Origin of the sequence: Flavobacterium rhamnosiphilum, from assembly GCF_004349195.1 — a bacterium.
Taxonomy (GTDB): Bacteria; Bacteroidota; Bacteroidia; order Flavobacteriales; family Flavobacteriaceae; genus Flavobacterium; species Flavobacterium rhamnosiphilum.
In genome coordinates, this window is sequence record NZ_SMLG01000011.1 from 106,573 (window position 1) to 120,186 (window position 13,614).

Here is a 13,614-nt window from a genome sequence, read left to right on the forward strand (position 1 = left end):
AAAAATGTTACAGCCTAAAAGAACAAAATACCGTAAGGTACAAAAAGGTAAAATGAAAGGGAACTCTCAAAGAGGACATGAACTTTCTAATGGAATGTTTGGTATTAAATCTGTACATGAAGATGGAATGTTCTTAACCTCTCGTCAAATCGAAGCTGCGCGTATTGCTGCAACTCGTTTTATGAAAAGAGAAGGACAATTATGGATCAAAATATTTCCAGACAAACCTATCACTAAGAAACCTCTTGAGGTACGTATGGGTAAAGGTAAAGGTGCAGTTGAGTATTGGGCTGCCGTTGTTAAACCCGGAAGAATTATGTTTGAAGTTGGAGGAGTACCTTTGTCAGTTGCAAAAGAGGCGTTACGTCTTGCAGCTCAAAAGCTTCCAGTAAAAACTAAATTCGTCGTTGCTAGAGATTTCGAAGCATAATCTATATTATATTATGAAACAATCAGAAATAAAAGATCTTTCTGCAGCGGAGTTGCAAGAAAAACTTAGCCAGACTAAGAAGGCATATGCCGACCTAAAAATGGCTCACGCTATTTCTCCAATTGAGAATCCACTTCAAATTAGAAGTGTAAGAAGAACAGTTGCAAGATTAGCTACGGAACTTACTAAAAGAGAGTTGCAATAATTGTAATCTGCTGAAAGATGGAAGAAAAAAGAAATTTAAGAAAAGAAAGAGTTGGTGTTGTAACTTCAGACAAGATGGATAAATCTATCGTAGTTGCTGAAGTGCGTAAAGTAAAACACCCATTATACGGTAAGTTCGTGTTGAAAACTAAAAAGTATCACGCACACGACGAAAATAACGACTGTAACATTGGAGATACTGTAAAGATTAGCGAAACTCGCCCTTTAAGTAAAACAAAATGTTGGAGATTAGTTGAAATCCTAGAAAGAGCTAAATAATTATGGTACAACAAGAATCAAGACTAAAAGTAGCAGATAACACGGGAGCAAAAGAAGTTTTAACTATCCGTGTTTTAGGAGGTACCAAAAGAAGGTATGCCTCTGTTGGAGACAAGATTGTAGTTTCTATAAAAGATACAGCACCTAACGGAAGCGTTAAAAAAGGAGCTGTTTCAACTGCAGTTGTTGTACGTACCAAAAAAGAAGTGAGAAGAGCCGATGGTTCATACATTAGATTTGATGACAACGCATGTGTGTTATTGAATGCTGCTGGTGAAATGAGAGGAACTCGTGTTTTTGGTCCGGTAGCAAGAGAACTTCGTGAAAAACAATTCATGAAAATTGTATCATTAGCACCAGAAGTGCTTTAATTCGTTTTAAGATGATAAAGCTAAAAATAAAATCAGGTGACATTGTAAGAGTAATTGCTGGAGACCATAAAGGTGCTGAAGGTAAAGTTTTACGTGTGTACCGTGAGAAAAACAAAGCGATTGTTGAAGGTGTAAACATGGTTTCAAAACATACGAAACCTAGTGCAAAAAGCCCTCAAGGTGGTATCGTAAAGAAAGAAGCTTCTATACAAATATCTAATATTTCTTTAATTGATCCTAAAACTAAGGAAACAACTAGAGTTGGTATTAGAGTAGAAGGAGATAAGAAAGTAAGATTTTCAAAAAAATCTAATCAAGTACTATAGTAATGGCGTATATACCTAGACTAAAAGAAGAATATAAGAGCAGAGTAATCGCTGCTCTTAAAGAGGAATTCGGATACGTAAACGTAATGCAAGTTCCAAAATTGGAAAAAATCGTTTTAAGTAAAGGAGTTGGTGCAGCTGTATCTGATAAAAAACTAATTGACTATGCAGTTGATGAGTTAACAAAGATCACTGGACAGAAAGCAGTATCTACTATTTCAAAGAAAGACGTTGCGTCATTCAAATTGAGAAAAGGGATGCCTATTGGAGCAAAAGTTACTTTGCGTGGAGAAAGAATGTATGAGTTTTTAGATAGACTTATTACTTCAGCTTTACCACGTGTAAGAGATTTCAGTGGTATTAAAGCTACTGGTTTTGATGGAAGAGGAAATTATAACCTTGGTGTTTTGGAGCAAATCATTTTCCCAGAAATTGATATTGATAAAGTAAACAAAATTTCAGGTATGGATATTTCTTTTGTAACTACTGCAAAAACAGATAAGGAAGCAAAATCATTATTGGCTGAACTAGGTTTACCTTTTAAAAAGAATTAAGACATGGCTAAAGAATCAATGAAAGCCCGCGAGGTTAAGAGAGAAAAAACAGTAGCTAAGTATGCTGAGAAAAGAAAAGCTTTGTTAGAAGCTGGAGATTTCGTAGGTTTGCAAAAGTTACCAAAAAATGCTTCGCCAGTTCGTTTGCACAATCGTTGCAAATTGACAGGTAGACCAAGAGGGTATATGCGTCAATTCGGTCTTTCACGTGTTACATTTCGTGAAATGGCAAATAACGGATTGATACCAGGTGTTAAAAAAGCATCTTGGTAAAATTCAATTATGAATTATAAATTACGAATTACAATTTAAAACGTAATTCGTAATTTGAAATTCGTAATTATAGAAATTTATAAATTGGTTTCAGGTTCGATGAATAGTTTGTCGAAAACCAAAACCGCAAATTAATACACATGTATACAGATCCTATTGCCGATTATTTGACAAGAGTTCGTAACGCAGTGGCTGCAAACCACAAAGTTGTTGAAATTCCTGCGTCTAATCTAAAAAAAGAAATAACAAAGATCTTATTTGATCAAGGTTATATCTTGAGTTACAAATTTGAAGACAACGCTGTTCAGGGTTCAATCAAAATTGCTTTGAAGTATGATAAAGATACTAAAGAGTCAGTAATTAAAGATATCCAAAGAATTAGTAAACCAGGTTTACGTAAATATTCAGGTTCTTCAAACATTCCTAGAATCCTTAACGGATTAGGAATTGCTATTGTTTCTACTTCTAAAGGTTTAATGACTGGAAAGAAAGCTAAACAATTGAATGTTGGTGGCGAAGTAATTTGTTACGTATACTAATTTTAAAGACTATATAAGATGTCAAGAATAGGTAAAAGCCCAGTAACAATACCAGCTGGAGTAACTGTTTCAGTTGCTGATGGTATTATTACGGTAAAAGGAAAAAATGGTCAACTAACTCAGGAGTTTTCGGACGTAACTGTAACAGTTGAAGGGGATCTAGTTCAAGTAGAAAGATCTTCTGATCACAAAGACCAAAGAGCAAAACACGGTTTGTACAGATCTTTAATCAATAACATGATTATCGGTGTAACAGATGGTTTTACTAAGTCATTAGAATTGGTAGGAGTTGGTTATAGAGCTTCAAATCAAGGACAAAAATTAGATTTAGCACTTGGTTACTCTCACAATATAGTTTTAGAAATTGCTCCAGAAGTAACTTTAGAAACTATATCTGAAAAAGGTAAAAACCCTATCGTTAAATTAACATCATTTGACAAACAACTTTTAGGTCAGGTAGCTGCGAAAATCAGAGGTTTCCGTAAGCCTGAGCCGTACAAAGGAAAAGGTGTTAAATTTGTAGGTGAAGTATTAAGAAGAAAAGCAGGTAAATCAGCTTAAAAAATAAGATTATGTCATTAACAAAACCTGAAAGAAGACAACGAATTAGATTCAGAATTAGAAAGACAATTAGTGGTACTGCTACTAATCCAAGACTATCTGTATTTAGAAGTAACAAAGAAATTTACGCTCAACTTATTGATGACGTAAACGGAGTTACTTTATTGGCGGCTTCTTCAAGAGAAAAAGAAATAGGTAACGGTACGAACATTGAAGTTGCTACAGCAGTTGGAAAACTAGTTGCTGAAAAAGCTTTAAAAGCTGGGATAGACGTAGTAACTTTCGATAGAGGAGGTTATTTATATCACGGACGTATTAAATCATTAGCAGAAGGCGCAAGAGCGGCTGGACTTAAATTCTAATATAGTATGTCTAATAGTAAATACAAGAATGTAGAGTTAGTAAAACCAAGTGGTCTTGAATTAAAAGATCGTTTGGTAAGTGTAAATCGTGTTACTAAGGTTACAAAGGGTGGTAGAGCTTTTGGTTTTTCTGCTATTGTAGTTGTAGGTGATGAAAATGGAGTGGTTGGGCACGGATTAGGAAAATCTAAAGACGTTTCTGAAGCAATTGCGAAAGCAGTAGAAGATGCTAAGAAAAATTTAGTGAAAATTCCTTTGAATGGTCAATCAGTTCCTCACGAACAAAAAGGTAAATTTGGTGGTGCACGTGTATTCTTAATTCCTGCCTCTCATGGTACAGGAGTTATTGCTGGTGGAGCTGTTCGTTCAGTTCTTGAGTCAGTAGGGATTCATGATGTATTATCTAAATCTCAAGGATCTTCAAATCCTCACAACGTGGTAAAAGCAACTTTTGATGCTTTATTACAAATGAGAAGCGCTTATACTGTTGCAAAACAAAGAGGTGTTTCTTTAGAAAAAGTTTTTAAAGGTTAATTCAAGGAAATTATGGCTAAATTATTAGTAAAACAAGTTAGAAGCAAAATCAACTGTCCTCTTACTCAAAAGAGAGGATTAGAAGCTTTAGGTCTACGTAAAATGGGACAAGTTGTAGAGCATGATTCAAACCCTACAATCCTTGGGATGATAAATAAAGTTAAACACTTAGTTTCTGTTGAAGAAGCTAAATAACAAATACTGTTATGAATTTAAGTAACTTACAACCTGCTGAAGGTTCTACACACAATCAAAATAAAAGATTAGGTAGAGGAGAAGGTTCTGGAAAAGGTGGTACTTCTGCAAGAGGTCACAAAGGAGCAAAATCTCGTTCTGGTTATTCTAAAAAGATTGGTTTTGAAGGTGGGCAAATGCCACTTCAAAGACGTGTGCCTAAGTTTGGTTTTACAAACATCAATCGTAAAGATTACGAAGGTGTAAATCTTGATACACTGCAACTTTTAGTTGATAATGGTGTTATTAAAGATACTGTTGATATGACAGTTTATGTTGCTAATCGTTTAGCTACTAAAAATGAAATCGTTAAGATTTTAGGTAGAGGTGAATTGACAGCAAAATTAAAAGTAACCGCTCACAAATTTACTGCTACTGCAAAAGCTGCTATTGAAGCTGCTGGTGGAGAGGCTGTAACAATGTAATTTTTCAATTAATATGAAGAAATTTATTGAATCAATAAGTAATGTTTGGAAAATCGAGGAACTGAAAAATAGAATCCTAATAACATTGGGTTTACTTTTAGTGTATCGTTTTGGGGCTCAAGTAACCCTGCCAGGTATTGATGCTACACAGTTAGGTAATTTAGCTGGGCAAACTAAAGAAGGAATTGGTTCAATTCTTGACATGTTTACTGGAGGTGCATTTTCTCAAGCTTCTGTTTTTGCTTTGGGAATTATGCCTTATATTTCTGCTTCTATTGTTGTTCAGTTAATGGGAATTGCGATTCCTTATTTGCAAAAACTTCAAAGTGATGGAGAAAGCGGTAGAAAAAAGATTAATCAAATTACTCGTTGGTTGACAATAGGAATTACTTTAGTTCAAGGTCCAACTTACATCTATAATTTATATAGAACATTACCTAGTAATGCATTTTTATTGGGATTCAATTCATTTGAATTCTTATTTTCTTCAGTAGTTATTTTAGTTACAGGTACAATTTTTGCCATGTGGTTAGGAGAAAAAATTACTGATAAAGGAATTGGAAATGGTATTTCTTTGTTAATCATGGTTGGAATTTTGGCTAGATTACCTCAGGCTTTTATTCAAGAGTTTACAACAAGAGTTACCAATAATAATGGTGGACCAATGTTGTTAGTTATTGAAATTATCATTTGGTTATTAGTTATCATTTGTTGTGTGCTATTGGTAATGGCGATCAGGAAGATTCCTGTTCAATATGCCCGTCGTACAACATCAGGTGATTTTGAACAAGACATGTTGGGTGGAAACAGACAATGGATTCCTTTAAAGCTTAATGCTTCTGGGGTTATGCCGATAATTTTTGCGCAAGCAATTATGTTTATTCCAGCAGCCTTAGCAGGTTTGTCTAAATCAGATGCATCACAATCAATCGTTGGCGCTTTTAGTAATATGTTCGGATTTTGGTATAATTTTGTATTTGCAACTTTAATAATTGTATTTACTTTCTTTTATACTGCAATCACAGTTCCTACTAACAAAATGTCTGATGATTTAAAGAGAAGTGGTGGTTTTATTCCGGGTATCAGACCAGGAGTTGAAACTTCTGATTATCTTGATAAAGTGATGTCCTTGATAACTTTTCCAGGATCTTTATTTCTTGCTTTGATAGCTGTGTTCCCAGCAATTGTTGTGAGTCTTATGGATGTTCAACAATCTTGGGCAATGTTTTTTGGAGGTACTTCATTAATAATTATGGTTGGAGTTGCCATAGACACGATGCAGCAAATCAATTCATACTTGTTGAATAAACATTATGATGGTTTGATGAAAAGTGGTAAAAATAGAAAAGCAGTAGCTTAATTTATGGCAAAACAATCAGCAATAGAACAAGACGGATCTATCATTGAAGCATTATCAAATGCTATGTTCCGTGTAGAGTTAGAAAATGGACATATTGTAATCGCCCATATATCTGGAAAAATGCGTATGCATTACATCAAATTATTACCTGGTGATAAAGTGAAACTAGAAATGAGCCCTTACGATTTGTCAAAAGCAAGAATTACTTATAGATATTAAAGGATATTCAAAATGAAAGTTAGAGCTTCAGTAAAAAAGAGAAGTCCCGAGTGCAAAATTGTGCGAAGAAAAGGGAGATTGTACGTAATAAACAAAAAGAATCCTAGATTTAAACAAAGACAAGGATAATTATGGCAAGAATAGCAGGGGTAGATATCCCAAAAAATAAGAGAGGTGTTATAGCACTTACCTATATCTTTGGATTAGGAAAAAGTAGAGCTGTTGAGATTTTAGAGAAAGCTCAAGTTAGCCAAGATAAAAAAGTTCAAGATTGGAATGATGACGAGATCGGAGCAATTCGTGAGGCGGTATCAACTTTCAAAATTGAAGGTGAATTACGTTCTGAAGTTTCTTTAAACATCAAACGTTTAATGGATATTGGATGTTATAGAGGTATCCGTCATAGAACTGGTCTTCCTTTAAGAGGGCAAAGAACTAAAAACAACTCTAGAACAAGAAAAGGTAAGAGAAAAACTGTTGCCAACAAGAAAAAAGCAACTAAATAATAAGTAATATGGCTAAAGCAACTGCAAAAAAACGTAAAGTTATCGTTGAATCAACGGGAGAAGCTCATATTTCTGCTACTTTTAACAATATCATCATTTCTTTGACAAACAAAAAAGGTGAAGTTATTTCTTGGTCTTCAGCTGGTAAAATGGGTTTTAGAGGTTCTAAAAAGAACACTCCATACGCAGCCCAAATGGCAGCAGAAGATTGTAGTAAAGTAGCTCTTGAAGCTGGACTTAAAAAAGTAAAGGTTTATGTAAAAGGACCAGGAAACGGACGTGAGTCTGCTATCCGTTCTTTGCATAACGGTGGAATTGAAGTTACAGAGATTATCGATGTTACTCCAATGCCTCACAATGGATGTCGTCCTCCTAAAAGACGTAGAGTTTAATTATATATTTAAGTATAACTAGGTAGAACATACGATTATCGAAGGATATGACCTGAATTCATAATCTCTACCTTAATTTAATTTTTAGAAATGGCAAGATATACTGGTCCAAAAACTAGAATTGCTCGTAAATTTGGCGAAGCAATCTTCGGAGATGACAAATCTTTCGAAAAAAGAAATTACCCACCTGGACAACACGGGATGGCTAAAAAAAGAGGAAAAAAATCTGAATATGCAATCCAGTTAATGGAAAAGCAAAAAGCTAAATATTCTTACGGAATTTTAGAAAAACAATTCAGAGGTTTATTCAAAAAAGCATCAGCTACTAAAGGTGTTACTGGTGAAGTTCTTTTACAATTGTGTGAAGCAAGATTAGATAACGTAGTTTTTAGAATGGGTATTGCTCCTTCTAGAAGAGGCGCTAGACAATTAGTTTCTCACAGACACGTTACCGTTAACGGTGATGTAGTAAATATTGCTTCTTACCACCTTAAGCCTGGTGATAAAGTTGCTGTTCGTGAAAAATCTAAATCATTAGAAGCTATCGAACGTTCTTTATCTAATTCAAGTCATGTTTATGAATGGATTACTTGGAATAATGATATCAAAGAAGGTACTTTCGTTTCTGTACCTGCGAGACTTCAAATCCCAGAAAACATTAAAGAACAATTAATCGTAGAGTTGTACAACAAATAATAATTGACTTAGTCGAAATTTATGGCAATATTTAATTTTCAGAAGCCCGATAAAGTTATCATGATCGATTCAACCGATTTTGAAGGTAAATTTGAATTTAGACCTTTAGAACCTGGATACGGATTGACCGTTGGTAATGCACTTAGAAGAGTTTTGCTTTCAGCATTAGAAGGTTATGCAATTACATCTGTTCGCATTGAAGGTGTAGATCATGAATTTTCTACTATCTCAGGAGTTGTTGAGGATGTTACCGAAATTATTCTTAATCTAAAACAAGTGCGTTTCAAACGTCAAATTGAAGATATAGATAATGAATCAGTTACTATTTCTGTTTCAGGTAAAGATCAATTAACAGCTGGTGATTTTCAAAAATTTATTTCAGGTTTCCAAGTTTTGAATCCAGAACTTGTTATCTGTAATTTAGATAGTAAAATCAAACTGAATTTCGATTTAACCATCGAAAAAGGTAGAGGATATGTTCCTGCTGAAGAGAACAAAAAACAGAATGCTGCAATTGGAACTATTTTTACTGACTCAATTTTTACTCCGGTAAAAAATGTGAAGTATGCAATTGAAAACTTCCGTGTAGAGCAAAAAACAGATTACGAAAAATTAGTTTTTGAAATAAAAACGGATGGTTCTATTAATCCAAAAGACGCTCTTACTGAAGCTGCCAAAGTTCTTATTCACCATTTCATGTTGTTTTCTGACGAAAGAATTACACTTGAGGCTGACGAAATTGCACAAACAGAATCGTATGATGAAGAGTCATTACATATGAGACAATTGCTTAAAACTAAGCTTGTTGATATGGATTTATCTGTGAGAGCATTAAATTGTTTGAAAGCGGCTGAAGTTGATACACTTGGTGATTTAGTATCGTTCAATAAAAATGACCTAATGAAATTCCGTAATTTTGGTAAAAAATCTTTAACTGAACTTGATGAACTTGTTGCAGTTAAAAATTTAAACTTCGGAATGGATTTGGCAAAATACAAACTAGATAAAGAATAATCTAAGCCGCAAGGTTTAAATTTACATAGCAATGAGACACGGAAAAAAATTCAATCACTTAAGCAGACAGACTGCACATAGAAAATCTATGTTAGCTAATATGGCTTGTTCTCTTATCGAGCACAAACGTATTAACACTACTGTCGCTAAAGCAAAAGCGCTTAAACAATTCGTTGAGCCGCTTATAACAAAATCTAAAGCTGATACGACTCACAATCGTCGTATCGTTTTTGCTTACTTACGTAGCAAATATGCCGTAACTGACTTGTTCAGAGACGTAGCTGCTAAAGTAGGAGACCGTCCAGGTGGATACACTCGTATCATTAAAGTTGGAAATCGTTTAGGAGATAATGCTGATATGGCAATGATCGAATTAGTAGATTTCAATGAACTTTACAATGGTGGTAAAAAAGAAGTTAAAAAAGCAAAAAGCCGTCGTGGTGGTAAAGCTAAGAAAGATGAAGCTACTGAAGCTCCAGCTGCCGAAACTGAAACACCTACAGAGACTGCTGAGTAATTATGAAAATAATCATTCAATAAAAATCAAGGATAAGCTATTTATAGTTTATCCTTTTTTTTTGTTATATTTACTATTCTAAATTTAAAACATGAAAAATAAATTTTTATTAAGCTTACTCTTTTTATTTTGCTTGCCAGTTTTTTCGCAAGGTACTTTACCGAGAGAAACTGTTGTTGGTAGTTTTGATTCTAATTTAAATGTGAATTCATTAGATGTTTTGCATAAGGTTAATGTTGGTATGGGTAAAGTTGATTTTGCTTCATATTTGTTTGATAATTGGAATGAAGAATTTGTGTTAATAAAAAAAAATGGTGAATCTAGAAAGCTAAGTTCTTTAAATTATAATTTAGTATTAAAAACATTAGAGTTTAAGATTTCTAATGATTCTGTTTTGCAGGTTGATTTGCAACAGCTTGATTATATCGTTCATTTAAATGAAATTTACAAGATTATTAATACTGATCCATTAAGTGGTATCTATCTTGAAGTTTTCAAAGGAAAGACTTTGCGTTTGTATAAAGAAACTAAATTATTTATTGATGAGAGTGAAATTAATCCACTTTTACAAGAAAAAATTAAAAAAGAAAAATATATCCGAAAATTTGTTTATTATCTTATGAAGGATGACAAGTACGAAAAAATAAGCCTTGGAAAAAAAGACATTCTCAAATTTTTAAATGATAAAGTAGATTTAGTGAAAGTCTATGTCTCTAATAATAATTTAAGTTATAAGACTGACGAAGATGTTAATAAGATCTTAACTTATTATGATACGCTTTAAGGATATTTTAGAAAAAAGGATGAACTTTTATTAGTTTGTCTTTTTTTTTGTTTTATTTCGGAATAAACTCACTTCAAATTTGTCGGAGAGTATAATTTCATGTTCATATTAAATTAAATTTTCAAAACCCCTCAAATTGAGTTAAATTTGCACCCAGAACACAACAATCACGATACAAATGAAATACGTAAATAGAAAACAAGCCATACTTTTACTTAGTGACGGAACCATATTCCATGGTAAATCTATTGGAATAAGTGGAACCACTTTTGGAGAAGTCTGCTTTAATACAGGAATGACAGGTTACCAAGAAATATTCACTGATCCATCTTATTTTGGACAGTTAATGGTAGCGACTAATGCCCATATTGGAAATTATGGGGTGAATGAGAAAGAAATTGAATCAGATAGCATTAAAATTGCTGGATTGGTTTGTAAAAATTTTAGCTTCAATTATTCTCGTGAAGAGGCGCAAGGGAGTTTAGAAGACTATTTTATTAAACAAAACCTTATTTGTATCTCTGACGTAGATACGCGCGCTCTAGTAAGTTACATTCGTGATAACGGAGCGATGAATGCAGTAATTTGTACGGATGAAACTTCAATTGAAGATCTAAAAATTGCATTGGCAAAAGTTCCAGACATGAATGGGTTAGAATTAGCTTCTAAAGTATCAACTAAGGAACCGTATTTCTTTGGCGACGAGAATGCAACCTATAAGATTTCCGCTCTAGATTTAGGAATTAAAATGAATATTCTTCGTAATCTTGCTAAAAGAGATTGTTATATCAAAGTATTTCCTTTTGATTCTTCTTACCAAGATTTAGCCGCATTTAATCCAGATGGATATTTTTTATCCAATGGTCCTGGTGATCCTGAGCCACTTTCTGGTGCTATTCAAGTTGCAAAAGAAATCCTTGAAAACGATAAACCTTTATTCGGAATCTGTCTTGGACATCAAGTAATTGGTTTGGCAAACGGAATTTCGACTTATAAAATGTTTAATGGTCACAGAGGAATAAACCATCCTGTAAAAAACATCATTACTGGAAAAGGAGAAATCACTTCTCAAAATCATGGTTTTGCTGTTAACAAAGAACAATTGGATAATCATCCTGATTTGGAAATCACACATCTTCACCTAAATGATGGAACGGTTGCCGGTATGCGTATGAAAAACAAAAATTGTTTCTCAGTTCAATACCATCCGGAGGCAAGCCCGGGACCGCATGATTCTTCTTATCTTTTCGATCAATTTATTGAGAATATAAAAGGTTAAAATTGGAGTAACCTCCAAGATTAGATATTTAAAAAAGGGTTTGACTTAATTGAAAGTCAAACCCTTTTTTTTATAAAGTATACTTACATGCCAAAGGGATAGGTTTCTGGAATTTGGTTTCCATCCGGTTGGATGTGTATGGGATGTAATGCACTTGTTTCGTCTAGAAAAATAAAGGCATCGTATCTTTTGGGTAATATTGTTGGGACATAATTTCCGAATCTTTCGTGTTCAGGATTATAAACAACTCCTATTGCACGATGTCCTATGTAAGAAGAAAGGCACTTTTCGCCCTTTACTTTATTCATTAATAATAATTTATTTTTTCCATTGCCAGCAAGATGAAAAGCATGTTCCCAACTTCCCACAACAGCTTCAGGAACTTTTATTTTTCGCATGGAATCTCCCCATTCTCTACCAGCAACTACACTTCCTTTGTATGATCCAAATCCTACAGCAACAACGCCCTCGCTTGAATATTGCTCTCTTATTAGCTGTCCTACATTTACCATTCCTTCCGAGGCCATTTCTGTTGCACGTGCGTCACCAATGTGAGTGTTGTGTTCCCAAACTATGATTTTTGCATCCTTTCCATGAAATTTCATAAGACGTTGTATGGTGGAAACCATGTGTTCATCTCTAATATTCCAAGAGGCCGAACCTCTTTTTATCATGGCGCGATAATACTTTTCGGCATTTCTGGTAATGAATGCGTTTTGTTCTGTGCTCAGAACATTTTCAGCATCATGATTGTAATTGGGGACATTTTTTATAATTTCCGTAAGCATGTGCAAGATTTCTTTTTCGCATAATTCCGGAACGTATGAAGAGGCTCTGGCATAAGATTGTCCTTCGTCTTTATTGTAGGGCTCAAAACATTTCATGGCTGTTTTTGCAATTGCGAGTGCTTTTGGATCATTTTTTTCTAGATATTGAATGATCGAATGCATAGATTCTCTGAAACTGTATACATCCAATCCGTAAAATCCGATTCTTTTATCTGCCGGAAAATTTTCGTTGAAAACCTTCAGCCAATCTATGAATGCTGCTGTTTCCCAATTTGCCCACATCCAAGTAGGCCATCTATTAAATTCATTCATCACGCTAAAGATGTCTTTCCCGGAATCTAAATATCCTTTTGCATACCGATTTAAACGATAACAATCCGGCCAATCTCCCTCGACTCCTACAAACGAAAAACCCTTTTCCTGAATTAGCCGTTGTGTAATTTTAGCTCTCCAGGTATAATATTCATGCGTGCCATGTGAGGCTTCACCTAAAAGGACATATTTTGCATCTCCTATATGGTCAATTAATGGGTCTAAATCTTCCACATTTTCCAATGGAGTGGCAGTTCTGTTTAATAAAGCTACAATTTCACTAGAATTGATTAAATTGTTACGATTTTCTGAAGCTTCCATCACATTTTTATTTTTTAATTTAGAAATTGAATTGTCAAAATTACTAACTAAGAAAAACACAATATAAAGTGCCTTTTTTTGTTTTTTTTAAAATCACATAAATTTAGCGTATATAATTGATAATCAGTTATTTTGTGTCAATTTGTTTGTTGAAAATAATTTATTTTAAGATGTGATTCGTATCATTAAGTTTTAGTCCATGTGATACGCGTTTCTTTAATTATATTTTAATGGAATTGGAAAAAATAACAGATAATGTAAGAATAAATTCTTAAAATAATTTAAATGTTTTGCTTGTGAAAAAATTATAACGTTTTCGTTAATAACATTCATT

General features: G+C 33.7%; 24 protein-coding genes. 23 read left to right on the top strand and 1 reads right to left on the bottom strand.

The features are described from left to right. Positions 1–4: 4 nt before the first annotated feature. From rplP to carA, 23 genes are all read left to right on the top strand, one after another. On the top strand, positions 5–430 hold the full coding sequence (gene rplP, locus E0I26_RS13610; protein ID WP_007803637.1) for a 50S ribosomal protein L16: 426 nt from the start codon (positions 5–7) through the stop codon (positions 428–430). Between the two features lie 13 nt (positions 431–443). Beyond that, positions 444–635 (top strand): 50S ribosomal protein L29, encoded by a 192-nt coding sequence (gene rpmC, locus E0I26_RS13615; RefSeq protein ID WP_035668115.1) that lies wholly within the window; start codon positions 444–446, stop codon positions 633–635. Between the two features lie 17 nt (positions 636–652). Next, the gene (rpsQ, locus tag E0I26_RS13620; RefSeq protein WP_131917004.1) at positions 653–913 is read left to right on the top strand and encodes a 30S ribosomal protein S17; all 261 of its coding nucleotides are present in this window, start codon (positions 653–655) and stop codon (positions 911–913) included. 2 nt (positions 914–915) lie between these two features. Then, positions 916–1,284: a 50S ribosomal protein L14 gene (gene rplN, locus E0I26_RS13625; protein ID WP_026717863.1), complete on the top strand. Its 369-nt coding sequence runs from the start codon at positions 916–918 to the stop codon at positions 1,282–1,284. A gap of 11 nt (positions 1,285–1,295) precedes the next feature. After that, positions 1,296–1,610, top strand: a complete 315-nt coding sequence (gene rplX / locus E0I26_RS13630) for a 50S ribosomal protein L24 (RefSeq protein WP_035668111.1) — start codon at positions 1,296–1,298, stop codon at positions 1,608–1,610. A 2-nt stretch (positions 1,611–1,612) separates the two neighbouring features. Next, positions 1,613–2,164 (top strand): 50S ribosomal protein L5, encoded by a 552-nt coding sequence (gene rplE, locus E0I26_RS13635; RefSeq protein ID WP_131917005.1) that lies wholly within the window; start codon positions 1,613–1,615, stop codon positions 2,162–2,164. Between the two features lie 3 nt (positions 2,165–2,167). Continuing rightward, the gene (gene rpsN / locus E0I26_RS13640; protein WP_007136553.1) at positions 2,168–2,437 is read left to right on the top strand and encodes a 30S ribosomal protein S14; all 270 of its coding nucleotides are present in this window, start codon (positions 2,168–2,170) and stop codon (positions 2,435–2,437) included. A 140-nt stretch (positions 2,438–2,577) separates the two neighbouring features. Then, on the top strand, positions 2,578–2,976 hold the full coding sequence (gene rpsH, locus E0I26_RS13645; RefSeq protein ID WP_131917006.1) for a 30S ribosomal protein S8: 399 nt from the start codon (positions 2,578–2,580) through the stop codon (positions 2,974–2,976). Positions 2,977–2,994: 18 nt separating this feature from the next. After that, positions 2,995–3,537, top strand: a complete 543-nt coding sequence (gene rplF, locus E0I26_RS13650) for a 50S ribosomal protein L6 (RefSeq protein ID WP_131917007.1) — start codon at positions 2,995–2,997, stop codon at positions 3,535–3,537. A gap of 11 nt (positions 3,538–3,548) precedes the next feature. Beyond that, on the top strand, positions 3,549–3,899 hold the full coding sequence (gene rplR, locus E0I26_RS13655; protein ID WP_039110219.1) for a 50S ribosomal protein L18: 351 nt from the start codon (positions 3,549–3,551) through the stop codon (positions 3,897–3,899). Between the two features lie 6 nt (positions 3,900–3,905). Beyond that, complete coding sequence (gene rpsE / locus E0I26_RS13660) at positions 3,906–4,433, top strand: 30S ribosomal protein S5 (RefSeq protein WP_035668102.1); 528 nt, start codon at positions 3,906–3,908, stop codon at positions 4,431–4,433. Between the two features lie 12 nt (positions 4,434–4,445). Then, positions 4,446–4,628, top strand: coding sequence for a 50S ribosomal protein L30 (gene rpmD, locus E0I26_RS13665; protein WP_027310825.1), 183 nt, complete (start codon positions 4,446–4,448; stop codon positions 4,626–4,628). A gap of 11 nt (positions 4,629–4,639) precedes the next feature. Continuing rightward, positions 4,640–5,092, top strand: a complete 453-nt coding sequence (gene rplO / locus E0I26_RS13670) for a 50S ribosomal protein L15 (protein WP_066081007.1) — start codon at positions 4,640–4,642, stop codon at positions 5,090–5,092. 13 nt (positions 5,093–5,105) lie between these two features. After that, on the top strand, positions 5,106–6,452 hold the full coding sequence (gene secY, locus E0I26_RS13675; RefSeq protein WP_099713440.1) for a preprotein translocase subunit SecY: 1,347 nt from the start codon (positions 5,106–5,108) through the stop codon (positions 6,450–6,452). 3 nt (positions 6,453–6,455) lie between these two features. Next, positions 6,456–6,671, top strand: a complete 216-nt coding sequence (gene infA, locus E0I26_RS13680; RefSeq protein WP_007136545.1) for a translation initiation factor IF-1 — start codon at positions 6,456–6,458, stop codon at positions 6,669–6,671. Positions 6,672–6,683: 12 nt separating this feature from the next. Further along, positions 6,684–6,800: a type B 50S ribosomal protein L36 gene (gene ykgO, locus E0I26_RS13685; protein ID WP_008992256.1), complete on the top strand. Its 117-nt coding sequence runs from the start codon at positions 6,684–6,686 to the stop codon at positions 6,798–6,800. Positions 6,801–6,802: 2 nt separating this feature from the next. Further along, on the top strand, positions 6,803–7,177 hold the full coding sequence (rpsM, locus tag E0I26_RS13690; RefSeq protein WP_091203660.1) for a 30S ribosomal protein S13: 375 nt from the start codon (positions 6,803–6,805) through the stop codon (positions 7,175–7,177). Between the two features lie 8 nt (positions 7,178–7,185). After that, a complete protein-coding gene (gene rpsK / locus E0I26_RS13695; RefSeq protein WP_024981527.1) occupies positions 7,186–7,569 on the top strand; it encodes a 30S ribosomal protein S11 in 384 nt (127 codons plus the stop codon). A 90-nt stretch (positions 7,570–7,659) separates the two neighbouring features. Next, positions 7,660–8,265, top strand: coding sequence for a 30S ribosomal protein S4 (gene rpsD / locus E0I26_RS13700; protein WP_091173719.1), 606 nt, complete (start codon positions 7,660–7,662; stop codon positions 8,263–8,265). Between the two features lie 21 nt (positions 8,266–8,286). After that, the gene (locus E0I26_RS13705) at positions 8,287–9,279 is read left to right on the top strand and encodes a DNA-directed RNA polymerase subunit alpha (RefSeq protein WP_039110214.1); all 993 of its coding nucleotides are present in this window, start codon (positions 8,287–8,289) and stop codon (positions 9,277–9,279) included. A 31-nt stretch (positions 9,280–9,310) separates the two neighbouring features. Further along, on the top strand, positions 9,311–9,796 hold the full coding sequence (rplQ, locus tag E0I26_RS13710) for a 50S ribosomal protein L17 (RefSeq protein ID WP_131917008.1): 486 nt from the start codon (positions 9,311–9,313) through the stop codon (positions 9,794–9,796). Positions 9,797–9,887: 91 nt separating this feature from the next. Further along, a complete protein-coding gene (locus tag E0I26_RS13715) occupies positions 9,888–10,580 on the top strand; it encodes a hypothetical protein (protein WP_131917009.1) in 693 nt (230 codons plus the stop codon). Positions 10,581–10,758: 178 nt separating this feature from the next. Next, on the top strand, positions 10,759–11,859 hold the full coding sequence (carA, locus tag E0I26_RS13720) for a glutamine-hydrolyzing carbamoyl-phosphate synthase small subunit (protein ID WP_131917010.1): 1,101 nt from the start codon (positions 10,759–10,761) through the stop codon (positions 11,857–11,859). Positions 11,860–11,942: 83 nt separating this feature from the next. On the opposite strand, the gene E0I26_RS13725 is transcribed toward carA, so the two are convergent. Continuing rightward, positions 11,943–13,280, bottom strand: coding sequence for an erythromycin esterase family protein (locus E0I26_RS13725; RefSeq protein WP_131917011.1), 1,338 nt, complete (start codon positions 13,278–13,280; stop codon positions 11,943–11,945). Positions 13,281–13,614: the final 334 nt, after the last annotated feature.